The organism is Kineococcus sp. G2 (assembly GCF_037154035.1).
GTDB lineage: Bacteria > Actinomycetota > Actinomycetes > Actinomycetales > Kineococcaceae > Kineococcus.
The window spans coordinates 1-18321 of sequence record NZ_JBBBEM010000089.1 but is presented as its reverse complement, the minus strand read 5'-3'; the positions used below and the strand labels follow the sequence as shown (position 1 = coordinate 18321).

Genomic DNA, 18321 nt, shown 5'->3' with positions numbered 1-18321 from the left:
TCAGCGCCCCCCGGCCGTCGCGCCGGTGTGGGCCGCCGCCCACGCGGTGACCTGCGCGCGGAAGCGCGGCAGCCCGAAGGCCGCCGCCCGCTCCCGGCAGGCGTCCGGGGAGCACGCCTCGGCGCGTTCGAGCGCCTCGGCGTACGCGGCGGGGTGGTGCTCGGTCACGAGGGCGCCGGTGACGCCGTCCACGACGGTCTCGGCGGCGCCGCCGCGGGCCAGGGCCACGACGGGCGTGCCGGAGGCCATGGCCTCCACCGGCACGATCCCGAAGTCCTCGAACGTGGGGAACACCAGGGCGCTGGCGCGGCGCAGCAGCTCGCGCACCTGCGCGTCGCCGGGGCGCTCCAGCACGACGACGGGCACGGACGCCGTCGCGGCCCGCTGGCGCAGGGCGGCGGCCAGGGGGCCGGCGCCGGCCACGACGGCGGGCCGGCCGAGCCGCTCGGCGACCTGCACCACCAGCGCGTGGTTCTTGTAGGGCACCCAGCGGCCCAGCGCCAGCAGGTAGCCGGCGGGCAGGTCCAGCTCGTCGCGCTCTCCGGGGGCGGCGGCGAAGCGCTGCACGTCCACCGGGGGGTGGATGACGACGGCCTCGCGGCCCCAGAAGCGCTCCACGCGGCGCGCCACCTCGGCGCTGTTGGCGGCCACGGCCGTCAGCCGCGCGGCCGAGCGGCGGTCCACGCCCGCCAGCAGCCGGCGTGCCGGCGCCAGCAGCGGGGAGGTGCCCCGCCCGTCCAGCTCGGGGCTCCACACGTACCGGGCGGGGGTGTGCACGTACGCCAGGTGCGTGCCGCCGGGCGCGGTGAGGCGGTGCGCGGTGGCGAAGGCGTGGTGGGAGGTGACGACGAGGTCGTAGTCGCCGCGGCCGAGGGTCCGCCACGCCAGCGGCATCAGCGGCAGGGTGAGGGCGCGCCGCTCCCGGGTGGCGGCGCGGTCGAGGGCGGTGGTGCGCACGGCGCGGCCCTGCACGTCGAGGTGCGCGCCGGGTGCGCGGCTGAGGGCGTACAGGTCCGCCTCGGGCCAGGTGCCGGCCAGCGCCTCGAACACCTGCTCGGCGCCGGCGCGCGCGGCGATCCACTCGTGCACCACGGCGGTGCGCGGGCCCGCCCCGGGGCGGGGCGCGACCGGGGGGGTCGGGAGTGCCTGCTGCGGTGCCGTCATGGTCCTCTGCGTCGCCTCGGGGTGTTCCGGACCTCCCCGTCGGCACCGGCGCGGCGGACCTGAGCGGCGGACCTGAGCGGCGGAGCTGAGCGGCGGAGCTGGGCGGCGCGCGACGGCCGGGGGCGGGGAGGGGGCCCGTGCTAGCCTTCGAGGCCGTTCGGCACGTCGTGGAGGTCATCCGTTGAAGAAGCTGCTGCTGGTGGCCGTCGTGGCGGGCGCAGCCCTCGCGTGGCGTCAGAAGGCGTCGGCGAAGGCCGAGCGCGACCTGTGGGCGGAAGCCACCGACACCGTGCGCTGAACGCGGTGCCCCCGGGGGCGTGGCGCAATTGGTAGCGCACCTGCTTTGCAAGCAGGGGGTTAGGGGTTCGAGTCCCCTCGCCTCCACCCGGGAAGCACGAAGGCCCCCACCCGCAGGGTGGGGGCCTTCGTCGTGCTCGGGACGCTCAGTCCTTCTTCTCGTCGTCCTCGACGGGCGCGGTGGCCTCCTCGAAGTTCCGCACGGCGTTCGAGGGCGGCTCGTCGGGGAGCTCCTCGGCGACCAGCCCGGAGGTGTCGCCCTGACCGCCGGGGGCGCTGCCGGTGGCCACGGGGCCGGGGCTCTCGGGGGCCGCGTCCTCCGCGGCGGGGGCGCTGCCCCCGGTCCGCGGGGCGTCGGGCACGGGGGCCGGGGTGGCGGTGGGCTTGTTCGTCGGGGCGGCGGGCGTCCACGCGGCGCCCGGCGTGGCCCACGGGTCCTCCTGCTTGCGGCTGCGCACCGCGGAGAACACGGCGGCACCGGCGCCGGTGAGCGCCAGCAGGAGGAGGAGCTTGCGGCCCCTGCGGGACTTCCTCGCCCTCTTCACCGTGGCCTCGCCCTTGAGCACCGCCAGGGCGTCGGCGCTGCGCTCGCGGGCCACCTTGGTGCCGCTGAGGGCGCTGCCCGCGCCCTTGGCGGCGGCGGCGGTGGCGGCGCCCTTGGCGGCGGTGGTCGCCCCCCTGGCCGCGGTGCCCGCCCCCTTGGCGGCCGCGGCCGCGGCCGTGGTGGCCGCCGCGCCCTTGGCGGCCGCGGTGGTCGCCGCGGTGGTCGCGGCGGTGGTGGCGGCCGCGACGGCCGGGGTGGCGGCCGTCCTCGCGGTGTCGGCCGCCTCGTGCACGGCCTCCGCCAGGCGGGGCAGCAGCTCGGTGGTGAGCCGCTCGCGAGCGGTGTCCACGGCCGGGCCGACCCGCTGCGCGGCCGTCTCGACGTGCGGGGTGGCCCACGTGCGGGCGGCCTCGACGTGCGGGGTGGCCCACGTGCGGGCGCTGTCCACGTGCGGCGTCGCCCAGGTGCGGGCGACCTCCACGTGCGGGGTGGCCCAGGTGCGGGCGGTCTCGACGTGCGGGGTGGCCCACGTCCTGGCGCTGTCCACGGCGGGGGCGACCTTCTCGGTCAGGGCCTTCTCCGCGAGGGTCGTGCCCTGCTCGCGCACCTGCACCAGCTTGCCGGGCCGGTTCTTGGTCAGGGACATCCGTTCCTCCTCCGTCTGCGGTCGTCTCGCCGGGAGCAACGCTCCGGGGCGCGGGTGCGTGCCCCGCGCGGCGATCAGGACCCCCATCCCACCGCAGCGGCGCCGACCGCGCCACCGTGCGGTGGCCCGGGGACCCCGTGCGACGATGACCGCATGCGCGCGACCCTGCACACCAACCACGGTGACATCCGCATCGAGCTGTTCGAGAACCACGCCCCGAAGACGGTGGCGAACTTCGTCGGCCTCGCCGAGGGCACCAAGGAGTGGAAGGACCCGTCGACGGGCGAGACGAGGACGGAGCCGTTCTACGACGGGCTGACCTTCCACCGGATCATCGACGGCTTCATGATCCAGGGTGGCGACCCGCGCGGCGACGGCCGCGGCGGTCCCGGCTACCAGTTCGACGACGAGATCCACCCCGAGCTGCGCTTCGACAAGAAGTACCTGCTGGCCATGGCCAACGCCGGGAAGGTCGCCGGCCACGGCACCAACGGCTCGCAGTTCTTCATCACGGTGACCACCACCCCGCACCTCAACGGCCGCCACACGATCTTCGGCGAGGTCGCCGACGAGGAGAGCCGCGGCGTCGTGGACGCCATCGCGAAGGTGCCCACCGGGCCGGCCGACGCGCCCCGCGAGGCGGTCGTCATCACCGGTGTCGACGTCGAGCGCTGACCCGACCGCCCGGGCCGCGTTCCGCCGATCGCGGAACGCGCGAACGACGACGGCCCCCGGTGCGTTGAGCGCAGCGTGAGCGACGCCACCGACCACACCTCCACCGGGGTCCCCGTCTGCCCCCGGCACCCCGACCGCGAGTCGTGGGTGCGCTGCCAGCGCTGCGAGCGGCCCGCCTGCCCGCAGTGCCAGCGCCCCGCCGCGGTCGGGGTGCAGTGCGTGGACTGCGTCGCCGAGGGCGAGCGCGGTCTGCGGCGCGGTCGCACCGCGTTCGGCGGCTCCGTCCGGGTGCGCGACACCCTGGTGACGAAGACCGTCGTCGCCGTGTGCGTGGCGATGTTCGCCGCCCGCTACGTGCTGCCGGCGGACGTCTACTACTACCTGCCGCTCGTCAACGAGATCGGCTACGCGAACAGCTTCGACGCGGACACGTGGTGGCAGCCGCTGACGTCGGCGTTCCTGCACGCCTCGCTGCTGCACCTGCTGTTCAACACGTACGCGCTGTGGCTGACGGGGCACTACCTGGAGCCCCTGCTGGGGCGGGCGCGCTTCGCCGCGCTGTACCTGCTCTCCGCGCTCGGCGGGGCGGTGGGGGCGCTGCTGCTGCCGCTGACGGCTCACACGAGCCTGGTGGGTGCCTCGGGCGCCGTCTTCGGCCTGTTCGGGGCGCTGGTGGTCGTCAACCGGGACCTGGGCCGGCAAACCGGTCAGGTCGTGGCGCTGGTGGCGATCAACTTCGTGCTGGGCCTGGTGATCAGCGGTGTGTCGTGGCAGGCGCACCTGGGTGGTCTGGTGACGGGCCTGGTGGTGGCCACGCTGCTGGTGCGCCTGCGGCGGCGGGCCCGGGGCGTGCAGTGGGCGGCGGTGGGCGCCGTGGCGCTCGTGGTGCTGAGCCTGCTGGCGCACGCGGGCAGCCGGTCCGTGCTCTGACCGCTCGTCCACAGGTGGTCCGCACAGGTGTGCGAACGGGCGGTGATTGTCCACGCGCTGTGGGTGGGGGTGTGGACAGGCACCCGCCTCCACCCACAGTCATCCACAGCCTGTGGACAGAGCGGTGGACGAAAGCTGTGGACAAGGCCCTCGTCGGCCCCCGGGCGATCCACAGCCGGGCCCCGGTGGTGAACGGCGGTCAGCGCCAGCGCGTCGTCATGGCGAAGCCCACGAGGACGAGCCCGAAACCGGCCACCAGGTTCCAGTTGTTCCAGCCGGGCACCGGGTACTGCGCGCTCGAGAGGTAGAAGACGACGATCCACAGCAGGCCCAGCACCATCAGGGCGACCATGGCGAAGATCCACCAGCGCGGGGTGAGCCGGTTGCGGGCCTTGATCGCGCGGTCGGTGTCGTCGGCGGTGCTCGCGCCGCGCCGGCGGCGCCGGCCGGGTTCCGCCGCGACCTCCGCGCCGGTGCCCTCCGCGGTCTCCTCGTCGCGCTTCCGCTCGGGGCGGGGCTCGGGCACGTCAACCTCCGGGTCGGGACGGGGCGTGCAGGAGCACGCTGGTCGCCTGGTTAGCGTAGTAGGAGCAGACCCCACGGACGGTCGCGCCACGGGCGCACCGCGTGAACGGGGTCGGGGAGGGGAGGACGTGCGAGCACCCCGGACGCGCACGCTGGTCCGTCGCGGCGCCGTCGCCGGCGTCTTCGCGCTCGCCGGCCTGCTGTTCGCCACCAGCGCCCTCACCTCCCGCGGCACCGACCTGCGCTCGGACACCGCCGACCTCGGCGCCCTCGTCGCCGAGCGCTCCCGGCTGAACGAGCAGCGCGCCGAACGCGTGGGCGACCTGCGCGCCGAGGTCGCCGAGCTCAGCCGGGCCGCCGCGCCCGCCGACGTCGCCGACCCGCTCGCCGAGCCCGCCCTCGGCATCGCCTCCGGGGCGCTGGCCGCCACCGGCCCCGGCGTCACGGTCGTCCTCGACGACGCCCCCGACACCGTCCGGCCCGCCGGCGCCTCCCCGGACGACCTCGTGGTGCACCAGCAGGACGTGGAGGCCGTCGTCAACGCGTTGTGGGCCGGCGGCGCGGAAGCGATGTCGATCATGGACCAGCGCGTCGTGTCCACCTCCGCCGTGCGCTGCGTGGGCAACGTGCTCGTCCTGCAGGGCCGCACCTACTCCCCGCCCTACCGCGTCTCCGCGATCGGCGACCCGCAGGCGCTGCGCGCCGCCCTGGACGCCAGCGCCCAGGTCGCCGTCTACCGCCAGTACGTCGACGCCTACGGGCTGGGTTGGTCCGTCCAGGCGCACGAGGGGGCCGACGGGCTGCTGCTGCCGGCCTTCGACGGCTCCACCGCCCTCGACGTCGCCCGGGCCGACGCGTGATCCGCCGCGCCGTCGGAGTCACCGGCGAGCTGCTCGTCACCGCCGGGGTGCTCGTCCTGCTGTTCGTGGTGTGGCAGCTGCACTGGACGGACCTGACCAGCGGGCGCGCCCAGGCCGCCGCCGTCGACGCCCTGCAGGAGCGCTGGGCCACCGCCCCCGCCCCCACCGCGAGCGCGGCACCGACCGCGTCGGCGGCGCCCGCCGTCCCGGACGTCGACCAGAGCCCGCCCACCGGCGACGCCTTCGCGATCACCTACGTGCCCCGCTTCGGCAGCGACTACGCCGTGCCCGTCGTGGAGGGCATCGGCGCCGAGGAGCTCCAGGACGGCATCGGCCACTACCCCGGCACCGCGATGCCCGGCGAGGTGGGCAACTTCGCGATCGCCGGGCACCGCGTCACCTACGGCAAGCCCTTCCACCGCGTCGCGGAGCTGCAGGAGGGCGACGCGGTCGTCGTCGCCACCGCCGAGCGCTGGTACACGTACCGGGTGCGGCGCCACCGGATCGTCACCCCGAGCCAGGTGGAGATCACCGCGCCCGTGCCGGACCGGCCGGGGGAGCAGCCCACCGAGGCGTGGCTGACGATGACCGCCTGCCACCCGATGTACTCCGCGCGCCAGCGGTACATCGTGTACGCGCAGCTGGAGTCGTCGCAGGACCGCGCCGACGGGCCGCCGGCGTCGCTGGCCGCGGTCGGCTGAGGGAGGGGCGTCGTGTACGCGTGGTGGTGGCGCGTCCTGCCGGGCCCGTGGTGGGTGCGGCTGCTGCTGAGCCTGCTCGCCGCGGCCGGGGTGGTGCTGCTGTGCTTCACCGTCGTCTTCCCCGCCGTGGCCGAGCACCTGGCCGTCAACGACGCCACCGTCGGCGGTTGACCTCCCACCGCCGGGGGGCGGTGCGGCGCTGTGGAGACGTGCTGTGAAGACGTGCTGTGAAGACGTGGCGCACGCGCTGCGCGCAGCCCGGGGATCGGGACCGCGCCGGTCCGGTGCGCCACGTACCGTGGTCGGGTGCCCACACCCGACGGCTCCGTCCCGCCGCGCGCCGACGTGCCCGGTGCGGGTCTGCGCGCCCGGGGCCGGCACGCCAGCCACGCGCACACCGCGGCGCTGCGCGCGCTGCGGGTGGCCGCGGTGGCGCTCGTCGCGCTCGCGCTGACCGCGGGCGCCGGTGGCGTCTACGCCTACCAGCGCCTGCAGGGCAACATCACCGCCGAGGACGTCTCCGGCCTGCTGGGCACGCGCCCCGACAGGGACGCCGACACCACGGCGGACACCTCGCCGGTGAACATCCTCGTCATGGGCAGCGACACCCGGGCGCTGGCCGACGGCACCGGCGGCGCCTACGGCGGCGAGGCCGCCGACCCGGGGGCCCGCTCCGACACCACCGTGCTGGTGCACCTCGCCGGCGACCGCGAGAGCGCGACCCTGGTGAGCATCCCGCGCGACTCGATGGTGCGGATCCCCGACTGCACGGCCCCGGACGGCACCACGATCGAGGCGCACGTCGGCATGTTCAACTCGGCGTTCTCCGACGGGGGCCCGGCCTGCACGATCACCACGGTGGAAGCCCTCACCGGCGTGTACGTCGACCACTACGCCGTGGTGGACTTCAGCGGCTTCCGCTCCATGATCGACGCCCTGGGCGGGGTGACGATCTGCACGCCGGAGGACATCGACGACAAGAAGGCGAACCTCCACCTGGAGGCCGGCACCCACGAGGACGTGGACGGCGAGACGGCCCTGGCCTACGCGCGCGTGCGGTACATCGGCGACGGCTCCGACCTGTCCCGCATCGAGCGCCAGCAGGCCCTGATGTCCTCGATCGTGCAGGAGGTCACCAGCTCGCAGATCCTGCTGCGCCCGGACCGGCTGTACTCGTTCCTCGACGCGGCGACGAAGTCGGTGACCACCGACCCCGGCCTGGCCAGCATCGGCGAGCTGGTGGACCTGGCGCAGAGCCTGCAGGGCATGCCCGCCGACGCGGTGCGCTTCGTGACCGTGCCCACCGAGCCGTACCCGCCGAACGAGGCGCGCGTGCAGTGGACGGCGGCCGCGGAGGAGCTGTGGCAGCGCATCCGCACCGACACCGCCGGGCAGTCGACGCCCGCGCCCACCGCGACGGCGAGCACCGACCCGTCGGCGAGCTCGCAGCTGGTCGTCGCCCCGGGCGACGTGTCGGTGCGCGTGGTGAACACGGGCGCCCCGGCCGGCACGGCCTCGGCGGTCGCCGACGCGCTGGCGGAGGTGGGGTTCGCGGTCGCCGGGGTCGGCGACGGCGAGGCGAGCGACTCCTCGGTGCCGGTCCTGGTGCGCTACGGCCCGGACCGCGAGGACAGCGCGCAGACGGTGGCGGCCGCGTTCGGCGGGGCGGCGGCGCGCCCGGACAGCAGCCTGGGCCGCACCGTCGTGGTGGAGGTCTCCTCCGCGGCGTACTCGGTCACCGACGTGCGGGCGCGCCTCACCGGCGCCACCGCGAGCGCCACCGCCACCGCGAGCGCCACGGCCTCCCCGGACCCCACGATCACCGCCCGCGTCGCCACCGACGACATCTGCGCCTGACCCGATCGGGCGATCCCCGCTCCACGCCCCCCTTCCGGGTGCCGATGCTCCCTGTGCGGTCGAGGTGGTTGAACCAGCAGCCACCCGTCGCTGTCGGGCGCCGCGAGGGCGTGGCGGCGCGTTCGGACGGGAGCGGTGACGTGGGTCGTTTGCGGGACATGAGGGTCGCGGCGAAGCTGTTCGCCGGTTTCGGGGTGGTCAGCCTGCTGCTGCTCGTGGTCGGCGTGGTCGGCGTGGTGCAGCTGCGCGGCGCGCAGGAGCGGGTGGAGGCGATGTACGCCGAGGGCGTGCTGTCCGTGCACGCCCTGGGCAGGACGCAGAACGAGTTCAACCTCGCCGCCAAGGACCTGTCCGACCTGGCCCTGCAGGTCGACGACGACGACCGGGCGAGGATCACCGAGAAGGCGGCGGAGCACGACGCCGCGCTGGACGAGGCGTGGAGCGAGTACCTGGGCACCAACCCCTCGCAGCCGCAGGAGCAGCTGCGCGCCTTCGAGGCCCACCTGGCCGACTGGCGCGCCGCCCGGGAGACGCTCGTCCCCCTGGCGGTGGCCGGGGACCTGGCCGCGTTCGCCGCCGCCCGTGCGGCGACGACGACGCCGGCGAGCCGGGAGATCAACGTGGCCCTGGAGGCGATGGAGGAGCGCGAGGAGGCTGCGGCCGCCGACCGGTCCGCGCAGGGCCTGGAGGCGTACACGGTGGCGCTGACCGAGATCGTCGTCACGGTCGTGGTGGCGCTGGTCATCGCGGTCACGGTCGCCGTCCTCATCGCCCGCGGCATCTCCCGCCCGCTGGCGCGGGTGGTCACGGTGGTGGAGGGCCTGGCCGAGGGGCGCCTGGACCAGCGCGTCGGCATCGACAGCCGCGACGAGGTCGGGACCATGGCGCAGGCGCTGGACCGCTCCACCGCACGGCTGGGTGAGGTGATGGGCCAGGTGGTGGGCAACGCGACCACCCTGGCCTCCTCCTCCGAGGAGCTCAACGCGGTGGCCGCGCAGCTGTCGTCCGGGGCGGAGGAGTCCGCGCAGCAGTCGCAGGTGGTCTCCGCCGCCACCGAGGAGATCAGCACCTCGATCGCCACCGTGGCCGCCGCGGGCGACGAGATGTCCGCGGCGATCCGCGAGATCGCCTCCTCCACCGCCGAGGCGTCCCAGGTCGCCTCCGCCGCCGTGACCAGCGCCGCCGACGCCTCCGCGATCCTGGAACGCCTCTCGGCCTCCTCCCGCGAGATCGGTGAGGTCGTCAAGCTGATCACCTCCATCGCCGAGCAGACGAACCTGCTGGCGCTGAACGCCACCATCGAGGCCGCCCGGGCCGGGGAGATGGGCAAGGGCTTCGCGGTGGTGGCCGGGGAGGTCAAGGAGCTGGCGCAGCAGACGGCGCGGGCGACGGAGGAGATCACCGGGCGGGTCAACGCCACGCAGGCGGACGCCTCGGCGGCCGCGGGGGCGATCGGCGGCATCACCGAGGTGATCTCCCGCATCGACGCGTTGCAGGCCACGATCGCCGCGGCGGTGGAGGAGCAGTCGGCGACGACGAACGAGATGGTGCGCAACGTCTCGGAGGTCTCCACCGGAAGCCGGGAGATCGCCGCGAACATCTCCGGCATCGCGGCCACCGCCACCCAGACCACCGTCGGCGCCGGGCACACCGCCACCACCGCCGGCGAGGTCTCCCGCGCCGCCGCCGAGCTGCAGCAGCTGGTCAGCGCCTTCCGCTGCTGACCGCTGCCGCTGACCGCAGCCCGGCTACCGCGGTGCTGCGGCGGGGGGAGTCGGCGGCACCCGGTGGGGTCCCGCCTGGGGCGGGCGCGGGCGGTCCTGGGGGTGCAGCCGGACCGCGACCAGGGCGACGTCGTCCTCGGCGTGCTCGGGCAGCAGGCGCTGCAGGACGCCGTCGCACAGGTCGTCCAGGTCCTCCTTGGCCAGCTCGCCGATCGCCTCGCGCAGCTGCAGCAGGCCCCGGTCGTAGTCCTGGTCGCGGCGCTCGATCAGCCCGTCGGTGTACAGCAGCAGCGTGGAGCCGCGGTCCAGCGCGATCTCCTCGTCGATGCGCGGCAGCTGCGGGGCGATGCCCAGCAGCAGGTCGTGGTGCAGGCCGGCCAGGGTGGTCACGGTGCCGTCCGGGGTCAGCAGCATCGGCGGGGGGTGCCCGGCGTTGGACCAGCGCAGCCGGGTGACGCCACGCTCGCGCTCGTCGTCGCTCTGCTCCAGGCGCGCCACGACAGCCGTGGCGGTCGTGCCCACCGCCAGGCCCTGCATCGCCGCGTCCAGGCCCGACAGGACCGCGGCCGGGGCCTCCCCGCTGTAGTAGGCGATCCCGCGCAGCAGGGAGCGGACCTGGCTCATGGCCGCGGCCGCGGTGATGTCGTGGCCCATGACGTCGCCGATGACCAGGACGGTGGCGCCGTCGGGCTGCAGGAAGGCGTCGTACCAGTCCCCGCCGACCTGCGCGGCCTGCGCCGCCGGGCGGTAGCGCACCACGATCTGCAGGTGGTTCGGCTCCACCGGTGCGCTCAGCAGGGAGCGCTGCAGGCCCTCGGCCATGTGCTGCTGCTGGCCGTACAGGCGCGCGTTGTCCAGCGCCAGCCCTGCCCGCTCGGCGACCTGCTCGGCGATCAGCGAGTCCTCGGAGGTGAAGTCCTCCGAGCCCTCGCCGCGGAAGAGGGTCACCAGACCGACGGTGCGCCCGCGCGCCCGCAGCGGCAGCACCTGCGCGCACCGCGGGGCCAGCTGCTGCAGCAGTTCGCGCGCCCGGCCGCGCAGCAGGGCCGCGATCGCCTCGGTGGCGCCGGAGGGCACCAGGACCGGGCGGTTCTCGCGCAGCGCCCGGTGCAGGAAGGAGGAGGGGGTGGTCGAGCTCAGGCGCAGCTCGCGGTAGCGCTGCACCACCGGGCGCATCGCCTCCTGCGCGTGCCAGGCGCCGATGTCGCGCATGCTCCCGTGCTCGTCGACGAGGGTGACGATGCACCAGTCCCCCAGGGCCGGCACCAGGTGCTGCGCCAGGCGGGCGACCGCCTCCTCGGTGTCCAGGGTCGCGGTCAGCTCCGCGCTCACGCGCGCCAGCAGGGTCAGCCGCTGGGCGGTGCGCTCAGCGGCCTGCTGCGCCCGCTCGGCGGTGCGCAGCGCCTCCTGCGTGGCCGCCCGCTCGGCCTCGGCCTGCTCCTGCGCGGCGTGGCGGGCGGTGACGTCCAGGAAGTACACCGACAACCCGTCCGGATCCCCCCAGGCGCGGACCTCGTACCAGCGCTCCAGCGGCGCGGGGTAGTACGCCTCGAAGTCGACCTGCTCACCGGTGGTCATCGCGCGGCGGTACTGCACCTCGAACTCGGCGCCGACGGCGCCGGGGAACAGCTCCCACATGTCCTGGCCCAGCATCTGCTCGCGCGGGCGCTGCAGCACCCGCTCGGCCTCGGCGTTGACGTAGGTGAAGCGCCAGTCCCGGTCCAGGGAGAAGAACGCCGAGGACATCGACTCCAGCACCCGCGCGACGCGCACGTCGGCACCGTGCTCGCTGGTGGTGTCGTACACCGCGCCCAGCAGGTGCGCCGGGCGCCCGTCGGCACCGGGCACCACCTGCCCGCGCGCCTTGACCCAGCGGGTGGTGCCGCCGGGCAGGACGAGGCGGTACTCGGCCTCGAAGCCGCCGCCGGTGCGCACGGCCTCGCCCAGCAGCCGGCGCACCCGCTCCAGGTCGTCGGGGTGGACCCGGTCCTCGAAGGCGCCCATGGTGCCGTCGAAGTCGTCGGCGCCGTAGCCGAACAGCTCCAGGACCTGCTCGTCCCACTCCAGGACGTCGGTGCGCAGGTCCCAGTCGAAGCTGCCCACCCCGCCGGCGGCCACGGCCAGCTGCCAGCGCAGCCGGTCGCTCTCGTACTCCAGCGACAGCGCCGACAGCTCCAGCTCCGCGGTCGCCGCGACCGCGAGCTCCGTCAGCACCTCCACGTCGCTGCTGCGCCAGACGCGGGGCGACGGGTCGAAGACGCACAGCGCACCCACCACGTGCCCGTCGTGACCGACCAGCGGCACCCCCAGGTAGGCGCCCACCGCGCCGCTGGTCACCGGTGGCAGCGACGCCACCCGCTCGTCGCTGGCGGCGTCCTCGACCACCAGGGGCGCGCCGCCGGCGGCCGTGACCGTGCACAGGGAGTCCGCCAGCGCCCCGGTGGAGCCCACCAGGTCGGGGTCCTGGCCGGACACCGCACCGATGGTCTGCACGTCCGTCAGCAGCGAGACCTGCGAGGCGGAGGCCGCCAGCAGCCGCGCCGCCAGCCCGGCCAGCTGCTGCAGCGCCGGGTTCGAGGGGGCCTGGACCAGCCGGCGGGCGGCCCGCACCTCGGCCGCCGTCCGTCCCGCGCGCGCGCCCGGCTCGGTGCCGGGGGGACGCGGTGCCTCGACCACTCGCTCGCCCCCACCTCTCCGGGGAGCACCCGGTGCTCCCGACGCCCCGTGCGCGTCCTGCCCCCCCGCCCCGGAGGCGGTGGTGGCACCCGCACGGTCGGCCCTGCCCCGCCAGCATAGGGGCGCGGGCGACCGATCACCCGGCGGCGGTGGGAGGGTGGGGCCGTGCGCGAGATCGACGACCGGGCGCCCTGCCCGTGCGGGTGGGGCGAGCCGTACGCCGCCTGCTGCGGGCGGTACCACGCGGGGGAACCCGCACCCACCGCCGAGGCGCTGATGCGCTCGCGCTACACCGCCTTCGTGCGCGAGGACGCCGCGCACCTGCTGCGCACCTGGGACCCGGCGACCCGGCCCGCCGAGCTGGACCTGGCCGGCACCGGCGAGCGCTGGCGGCGCCTCCTCGTCCTCGCCACCACCGCCGGCGGCCCCTTCGACGACACCGGCACCGTGGAGTTCGAGGCCCACGCCCGCGACGGCGGCCGGCGCGACGTGCAGCACGAGGTGTCCGCGTTCCGCCGCGACGGCGGGCGCTGGACGTACACCGGGCCCGCGGGCGGCGTGTCGCGGGGTTGATCACCGTCGCGGTGGGTAAGAGCGGAGAACACGTCCTGTCGAAGCTCGCTGAGGAGGACTCGTCCGTGAAGCTGGACTGGCTCAAGCCCGTCGCCACCGATCCCGGCCCGCACGTCTGCGTCTACGTCGACGTCTCCCGCAACCGGGAGAAGGGCGAGCACGAGATGGAGGTGCGCTGGAAGGACGCACGTGAGGCGCTCGTCGGTCAGGGCGCCCCCGAGGCCGCCCTGACCGCGCTGGACGGGATCGCCACCACCCCGCCCGAGGTCGGCGGCCCCGTGGGGCGCGGCCTGATCGCCTCCGCCGACGGCATCGAGATCGACGTGCTGCTGCCGGACCCGCCGGCCCAGGACGAGGCCACGGCCGGCCCGGTGGCGAACCTGATGCCGCTGGTGCGCTCGCTGGCCGACGACGTGCGCTACGTGCTCGTCGAGCTGGACCGCGCCGGCGCCGACATCACCGTCACCAGCTCCGACGCTCCCCGCGGCAGCGAGGAGGTCCGCGAGGTGACCGCCGGGCACGACCTGCTGCACAAGATCCCCGGTGGCGGCTGGGCGCACCTGCGCTACCAGCACGCCGTGCAGGACTCCTGGGACCACAACGCCGCCGCCGTCGCGGAGGAGCTGCTGAGGATCGTGCGCGAGCAGCACCCCGAGGTGGTGCTGCTGACGGGCGACACCAAGGCCGCGGCGGCGCTGCGCGGCAAGGCCGCCAAGCCGGTCCTGGAGCTGCTCGTGGACGTGCCCGGCGGCAGCCGGCACGCGGGCGTGCACGAGGAGTCGTTCAACGCCGCCGTCGCCGAGGCGCTGGAGGAGGTGCGCCGCCGCCGGCGCGACGCGGTCGTCGACGAGTTCGAGCAGGAGGTGGGCCGCGCGGGCCGCGCCGTGAAGGGGCTGGGGCCGGTCGTGGACGCGCTGCGGCGCGGGCAGGTGCGCACCGTGCTGCTGCGCGACGACCCGAACCCCGGCGAGGACTCCAAGACCCTGTGGGTGGGTGCCTCGCCGCTGGAGATCGGCACCTCCGCGGACGAGGTGCGCGCCCTGGGCGCCACCGACCCGGTGCAGGTGCGCGCCGACGCGGCCGTCGTGCGGGCGCTGGCGGCCTCCGACGCCGAGATCGAGCTGGTCGCCGAGCGTCCCGACCTCATCGAGGGCATCGGCGCGGTGCTGCGCTACGCCGACGCCTCCACCCAGGGGTAGGACCGCGGCACCGCCCCGGGGAGGGAGCCCCGGGGCGGTGCTCGCCGCTCGGCGGACGCGCGGCGCCGGGCGCGTCCGGCAGGCTGGGGGGATGAGATCGCGCGGAGGACGCGGAGGACGTCGCACCGGCACCCGGCGAGCGCCCGCCCGCCGGGACGGCGGGCTGCTGCTCCTCGGTGCCCTCGTGCTCGCCGCGGGGATCGTGCTGCACGCCGTGTCCACCTACCTGCGCCCGGACGGGCCGAACGCGCTGGGCGCGCCGCCCGTCGTGCAGGAGTGGTGGTGGGTGCTGCGCTGGCCGGCGTGGGCGGCCGTCGCCGGCGGTGCCTGGCTGCTGGCCCGCGGCTGGACCGGGCGGTCCCGGCGGGACGTCGACGGCGACGTCTGAACGGTGCGGGACCCCGGGCTCCCGGGTGGTCCGCCCCGGCGGTCCGTGGTGCACTGGTGGCGGCGGCCCGGGGGCTTCGAGTGTTGGGGAAGAACGCCCGCGGATCCCCGGGTCGCCGCCTTCCGAGCGGTTCGGCTCAGTCCCCGGTCCGGGTCACCCCGAACATCAGCGTGCGGCGCTCGATGTCGTAGTGCACGACCTCGGTGTTCTCCAGCAGGTCCTGCAGGGCGTCGGCGTCGTCGGCCGTGAGCGTCAGGACCTCCTCCCAGGCGCCCTCGTCGAGGACGAGCTGCAGGGTGTAGGTGCCGTTCTGGCCGGGCTCGCCCGCCACCCAGGAGAACTGGTAGTGGCTGAGCTGGCGGACCTTGATGGTGTTGTCGTTGACGGGCTGCGGGACGTCGGGCACGGGTCGTCGCCTCCTGGCGGGTCGCGTCGTCGGTGTCGCGGCGCGATGGGCGCCGCACTCGTCCGCTACCCGTTGCGCGGCGCGGCAAACCCGGGCGGCGACGGTGGCCGGGCGGGGGAGGGGCCGCCCGGCCACCGGCTCCGGGAGGGGTCAGGAACCCCGGTTCTGCTTCGCCAGCTCCGACAGGACGCTGCGCTCGAGGACCTCCGCGGCCCCCTCGTCGAGCTCGACGAAGCGCACGACCGCCTCGTGGGAGGCGTCGTCGACGCGCACGACCTCGCCGCGGGCGTGCACCTCCAGGCCGTGCTCGAGCTCGAGGGCGACGTCGACCTCGGTGTGCTCCGCGGGCAGGTCCTCGGCCTCCAGGCGCAGGCCGCTGCGCGAGAGGTCGACGGTGCGGGCGTCGGCGACGCCGTCGGTGGTGGTCAGGTGCACGGGCAGCGAGGCGGGCACGCGCACGGCGCCGCGGCGGGTCTCGGAGGCCAGCAGCATCACGCCGGTCAGGGCGAGCTCGTCGGCGCGGTGGGCCTGGGCGACGGCCTGGAAGACGGCGTGCGGCACGACGGCGCCGGGTTCACCGGCCTCGGTGCTGACCCAGACGCGCCGGCCGTCGAGGGCCTGCACGGTGTCGGGCGGGGCGGCGACGTGGCTGGTGACGACGAGACCGGCGGCCCCGGCGGTCCAGGACAGGACGGTGCCGGTGTGCACGCCGGGGCCGTGGTCGACGGTGCCGGTCGCGGGCATGAGCGTCACGGTCGTGTCGACCGCGGGCCCGCCCGTGAGCAGACTGCCCTGAGCGCTGTCCATCCGTCCCCCTGCATCAGCCGTTAGTAGTTAGGTAAGCACGCTACGTCACACATGGGGGCGCTTCCACCCGTTCGGGCTCCGCCACCCGGACGGGTGAAGGTCACCACCGCCACGCCCGGTTCGACCGCCGGTGCGTCGCCCCCGTAGCGTCGACCACGTGCTGATGCGCCTGAGCCCGCGCGCGGCCGCCGACCCCGCGCTGGCCGCCTACCTCAACGAGCAGCTCGCCCGGGTGGGCGCCCTGCTGGACCAGCTGCGCCGCGTCTCCCGGGACCCCGACCTCGCCGACGAGCGCGCCGTGCTCGGCGACCTGCGCCGCCAGGTCGCCGCCGACCGCGCCACCGTCCGCCTCGCCATGCGCCGGCTCGGCGCCCCGCACGACTGGGCCGTCCTCGGCGCCGGGTGGGCCACCGCCCGCGCCGCCCGCCTGCTGCCGCTGCTGCACCGGATGCCCGTGCTCGACCGCATCCCCAGCGTGCCCTCCGCCCGGCAGGACGCCGTGCAGGCCCTGCTGGAGCTGGAGGACCTCCTCGCCGGCCTGCACCGCCGCCAGGTCGCCGCCCGGGTGCTCGCCGACGCCGTCGCCGCCGGCGCCGGGCCCGACGGGGACTGGGCGCTGGCCGTGCGGGCGCTGCCCGGGCGCGCCGAGCATCAGCTGCGCGCCGCCGAGGAGCTGCACCGCCGTCGCGCCGCCGCCCTGCTGCCGACGCGCGCGGCGGCCGCCGACCCGGACGCGCGGACCGTCACGCCCTGACGTCCTCGGGCACCCGCGCGTCCACCGCCCGCGGGCGCAGCTGGCGGTGCACCACCAGCGCCGCCAGCGCGGTGAGGACCGCCCCGGCCGCGGCGGTGGTGTCCAGGCCGTGCGCGAAGGCCTCGCGGGCGGAGCCCAGCAGCTCGGCGCCCACCTCGGCGGGCAGCCGCCCGGCGACCTCCACCGCCCCGCCGAGGGTCTCGGCGGCCACGGCCCCCTCGGCCCCCGCGGCGGCCGGCACGCGCACCTGCGCGCTGTAGACGGCGTTGAGGACGCTGCCGAGCACCGTCGTGCCCAGCACCGCGCCCACCTCGTACGCCGTCTCGGAGATCGCGGAGGCGGCACCGGCGCGGTCCGCGGGCGCGGCCGACAGGATCGCGTCGTTCGTGAGGGTCTCGGCCAGGCCGGTCCCCGCCGAGAGCACCACGAACGCCACCGCCAGCTGCACCGCGGCGGCCGTCACCGCGCCGTCCCCGGCGGGCCCCAGGGTCGCGGCCACCGCGTACCCGGCGGTGCCCAGCAGCAGGCCGGTGCAGATCAGCACGTCGAGGCGGGCCCGGCGCGCCAGCCGCGCCGCCAGCAGGCCCGCGCCCACCGAGACCACCGCCCCCGGCAGCAGCAGCAGCCCGGCGCGCACCGGGCTCAGGCCCAGCACCAGCTGCAGGTACTGCGAGACCGCGAAGAGCATCCCCGTCATCCCGCAGATGCTCATGAGGTTGGCCAGCACCGCCGTGCGGAACACCGGCAGCCGGAACAGGCCCACGTCCAGCAGCGGTTCGGCCAGCGCCCGCTGGCGGCGGACGAAGACCACGCCCAGGACCACCCCGGCGGCGAGCGCCCCCAGCGGCAGCGCGCCGGGGCCGTGGTCGGCCACCGCCTTGACCCCGTAGACGACGCCGAGCATCGCCGCGGTGGCGAGGGCGGCGCTGGCCGGGTCCAGCCGCACCGGCGCCGCCGAGCGCGACTCGCGCACCAGCAGCGGCAGCAGCACCAGGACCAGGACCACCACCGGGACGTTGACGAGGAAGACCGAACCCCACCAGAACCGCTCCAGCAGCAGCCCGCCCACCACGGGTCCCAGCGCCGCGCCGCCCGCGAAGGCGCCGGCCCACACCGCGAAGGCGGTGCGGCGCTGCTCGCGGTCGGGGAAGACGCTGCGCAGCAGCGCCAGCGTGGAGGGCATGAGGGTGGCGCCGAAGACGCCCAGGGCGACCCGGGCGGCGATGAGCGCCTCCGCGGTGGGGGCGAACGCGGCCAGGGCGGAGACGGCGCCGAAGCCGGCGGCGCCGACCAGCAGCAACCGCCGCCGGCCGGAGCGGTCGCCGAGCGCGCCCATCGTCACCAGCAGGCCGGCGATGGCCAGGGAGTAGCCGTCGACGATCCACAGCAGCTCGGTGCCGGTGGGCGCCAGGGCCGTGCTCAGGTGCGGCACGGCGAAGCTGAGCACGGTGGTGTCCACCGAGATCATCAGCACGGGCAGCATCAGCACGGCCAGGGCCGCCCACCGGCGGGCGCCGGCGCGGGGTGCGGGGCTCTCGGGGGAGGTGCGGGGGCCGGGCGTGGTCACGGGGTCCTCGATCGGTGGCTCGGGGGTG

Annotated in this window: 19 protein-coding genes and 1 tRNA gene; 13 read left to right on the top strand and 7 right to left on the bottom strand. The window is 76.0% G+C overall.

Annotated elements, in window-relative coordinates; all coding sequences use genetic code 11:
- Nucleotides 1-1164, bottom strand: coding sequence for a glycosyltransferase (locus V9U69_RS13225; protein WP_337062285.1), 1164 nt, complete (start codon nt 1162-1164; stop codon nt 1-3).
- A 181-nt stretch (nt 1165-1345) separates the two neighbouring features.
- Here V9U69_RS13225 and V9U69_RS13220 point away from each other — a divergent pair, with 181 nt between their 5' ends.
- Together V9U69_RS13220 and V9U69_RS13215 are read left to right on the top strand one after the other, a co-directional pair.
- Entirely contained in the window at nt 1346-1462 is a 117-nt protein-coding gene (locus V9U69_RS13220; RefSeq protein WP_337062284.1) for a DLW-39 family protein, read from the top strand.
- Between the two features lie 13 nt (nt 1463-1475).
- A tRNA-Ala gene (locus V9U69_RS13215) sits at nt 1476-1548 on the top strand.
- Nucleotides 1549-1607: 59 nt separating this feature from the next.
- On the opposite strand, the gene V9U69_RS13210 is transcribed toward V9U69_RS13215, so the two are convergent.
- Nucleotides 1608-2651, bottom strand: coding sequence for a hypothetical protein (locus V9U69_RS13210; protein WP_337062283.1), 1044 nt, complete (start codon nt 2649-2651; stop codon nt 1608-1610).
- 153 nt (nt 2652-2804) lie between these two features.
- Between V9U69_RS13210 and V9U69_RS13205 the strand changes: the two genes are divergently transcribed.
- Together V9U69_RS13205 and V9U69_RS13200 are read left to right on the top strand one after the other, a co-directional pair.
- Complete coding sequence (locus V9U69_RS13205) at nt 2805-3326, top strand: peptidylprolyl isomerase (RefSeq protein WP_337062282.1); 522 nt, start codon at nt 2805-2807, stop codon at nt 3324-3326.
- Nucleotides 3327-3401: 75 nt separating this feature from the next.
- Nucleotides 3402-4256 (top strand): rhomboid family intramembrane serine protease, encoded by an 855-nt coding sequence (locus tag V9U69_RS13200; protein WP_337062281.1) that lies wholly within the window; start codon nt 3402-3404, stop codon nt 4254-4256.
- A gap of 199 nt (nt 4257-4455) precedes the next feature.
- On the opposite strand, the gene V9U69_RS13195 is transcribed toward V9U69_RS13200, so the two are convergent.
- Nucleotides 4456-4782 (bottom strand): cell division protein CrgA, encoded by a 327-nt coding sequence (locus V9U69_RS13195; protein WP_337062280.1) that lies wholly within the window; start codon nt 4780-4782, stop codon nt 4456-4458.
- A 127-nt stretch (nt 4783-4909) separates the two neighbouring features.
- Here V9U69_RS13195 and V9U69_RS13190 point away from each other — a divergent pair, with 127 nt between their 5' ends.
- From V9U69_RS13190 to V9U69_RS13170, 5 genes are all read left to right on the top strand, one after another.
- Complete coding sequence (locus tag V9U69_RS13190; RefSeq protein WP_337062279.1) at nt 4910-5641, top strand: DUF881 domain-containing protein; 732 nt, start codon at nt 4910-4912, stop codon at nt 5639-5641.
- A complete protein-coding gene (locus tag V9U69_RS13185) occupies nt 5638-6342 on the top strand; it encodes a class E sortase (protein WP_337062278.1) in 705 nt (234 codons plus the stop codon). The genes V9U69_RS13190 and V9U69_RS13185 overlap by 4 nt, the downstream gene beginning before the upstream one ends.
- 12 nt (nt 6343-6354) lie before the next feature.
- The gene (locus V9U69_RS13180) at nt 6355-6513 is read left to right on the top strand and encodes a hypothetical protein (RefSeq protein WP_337062277.1); all 159 of its coding nucleotides are present in this window, start codon (nt 6355-6357) and stop codon (nt 6511-6513) included.
- A 135-nt stretch (nt 6514-6648) separates the two neighbouring features.
- Nucleotides 6649-8199 carry an LCP family protein gene (locus V9U69_RS13175; protein WP_337062276.1) on the top strand — a complete coding sequence of 517 codons (1551 nt, stop codon included), beginning with the start codon at nt 6649-6651 and terminating at the stop codon, nt 8197-8199.
- A 158-nt stretch (nt 8200-8357) separates the two neighbouring features.
- Nucleotides 8358-9923: a methyl-accepting chemotaxis protein gene (locus V9U69_RS13170; RefSeq protein WP_337062275.1), complete on the top strand. Its 1566-nt coding sequence runs from the start codon at nt 8358-8360 to the stop codon at nt 9921-9923.
- Nucleotides 9924-9947: 24 nt separating this feature from the next.
- Here the strand turns inward: V9U69_RS13170 and V9U69_RS13165 are convergent, their stop codons facing one another.
- Complete coding sequence (locus V9U69_RS13165) at nt 9948-12599, bottom strand: SpoIIE family protein phosphatase (protein ID WP_337062274.1); 2652 nt, start codon at nt 12597-12599, stop codon at nt 9948-9950.
- A 165-nt stretch (nt 12600-12764) separates the two neighbouring features.
- Between V9U69_RS13165 and V9U69_RS13160 the strand changes: the two genes are divergently transcribed.
- The 3 genes from V9U69_RS13160 (at nt 12765) to V9U69_RS13150 (ending at nt 14759) form a co-directional block, all read left to right on the top strand.
- Nucleotides 12765-13172, top strand: a complete 408-nt coding sequence (locus tag V9U69_RS13160) for a YchJ family protein (RefSeq protein WP_337062273.1) — start codon at nt 12765-12767, stop codon at nt 13170-13172.
- A gap of 65 nt (nt 13173-13237) precedes the next feature.
- Nucleotides 13238-14371: a baeRF2 domain-containing protein gene (locus V9U69_RS13155; protein WP_337062272.1), complete on the top strand. Its 1134-nt coding sequence runs from the start codon at nt 13238-13240 to the stop codon at nt 14369-14371.
- A 91-nt stretch (nt 14372-14462) separates the two neighbouring features.
- On the top strand, nt 14463-14759 hold the full coding sequence (locus V9U69_RS13150; RefSeq protein ID WP_337062271.1) for a hypothetical protein: 297 nt from the start codon (nt 14463-14465) through the stop codon (nt 14757-14759).
- Between the two features lie 136 nt (nt 14760-14895).
- Here the strand turns inward: V9U69_RS13150 and V9U69_RS13145 are convergent, their stop codons facing one another.
- Complete coding sequence (locus tag V9U69_RS13145; RefSeq protein WP_337062270.1) at nt 14896-15165, bottom strand: hypothetical protein; 270 nt, start codon at nt 15163-15165, stop codon at nt 14896-14898.
- 150 nt (nt 15166-15315) lie between these two features.
- On the bottom strand, nt 15316-15909 hold the full coding sequence (locus V9U69_RS13140) for a PilZ domain-containing protein (RefSeq protein ID WP_337062269.1): 594 nt from the start codon (nt 15907-15909) through the stop codon (nt 15316-15318).
- Nucleotides 15910-16129: 220 nt separating this feature from the next.
- Here V9U69_RS13140 and V9U69_RS13135 point away from each other — a divergent pair, with 220 nt between their 5' ends.
- Nucleotides 16130-16726: a hypothetical protein gene (locus tag V9U69_RS13135; RefSeq protein WP_337062268.1), complete on the top strand. Its 597-nt coding sequence runs from the start codon at nt 16130-16132 to the stop codon at nt 16724-16726.
- Here the strand turns inward: V9U69_RS13135 and V9U69_RS13130 are convergent.
- Nucleotides 16716-18293, bottom strand: coding sequence for an MFS transporter (locus tag V9U69_RS13130; RefSeq protein ID WP_442907764.1), 1578 nt, complete (start codon nt 18291-18293; stop codon nt 16716-16718). The two genes, V9U69_RS13135 and V9U69_RS13130, sit on opposite strands and share 11 nt — an antisense overlap.
- Nucleotides 18294-18321: the final 28 nt, after the last annotated feature.

What these genes read in the sequence shown, in the direction of transcription:
- V9U69_RS13210 (WP_337062283.1), bottom strand. Translation starts at nt 2,651, where the DNA reads ATGTCCCTGACCAAGAACCGGCCCGGCAAGCTGGTGCAGGTGCGCGAG.
- V9U69_RS13225 (WP_337062285.1), bottom strand. Translation starts at nt 1,164, where the DNA reads ATGACGGCACCGCAGCAGGCACTCCCGACCCCCCCGGTCGCGCCCCGC.
- V9U69_RS13170 (WP_337062275.1), top strand. Translation starts at nt 8,358, where the DNA reads ATGAGGGTCGCGGCGAAGCTGTTCGCCGGTTTCGGGGTGGTCAGCCTG.
- V9U69_RS13205 (WP_337062282.1), top strand. Translation starts at nt 2,805, where the DNA reads ATGCGCGCGACCCTGCACACCAACCACGGTGACATCCGCATCGAGCTG.
- V9U69_RS13150 (WP_337062271.1), top strand. Translation starts at nt 14,463, where the DNA reads ATGAGATCGCGCGGAGGACGCGGAGGACGTCGCACCGGCACCCGGCGA.
- V9U69_RS13140 (WP_337062269.1), bottom strand. Translation starts at nt 15,909, where the DNA reads ATGCCCGCGACCGGCACCGTCGACCACGGCCCCGGCGTGCACACCGGC.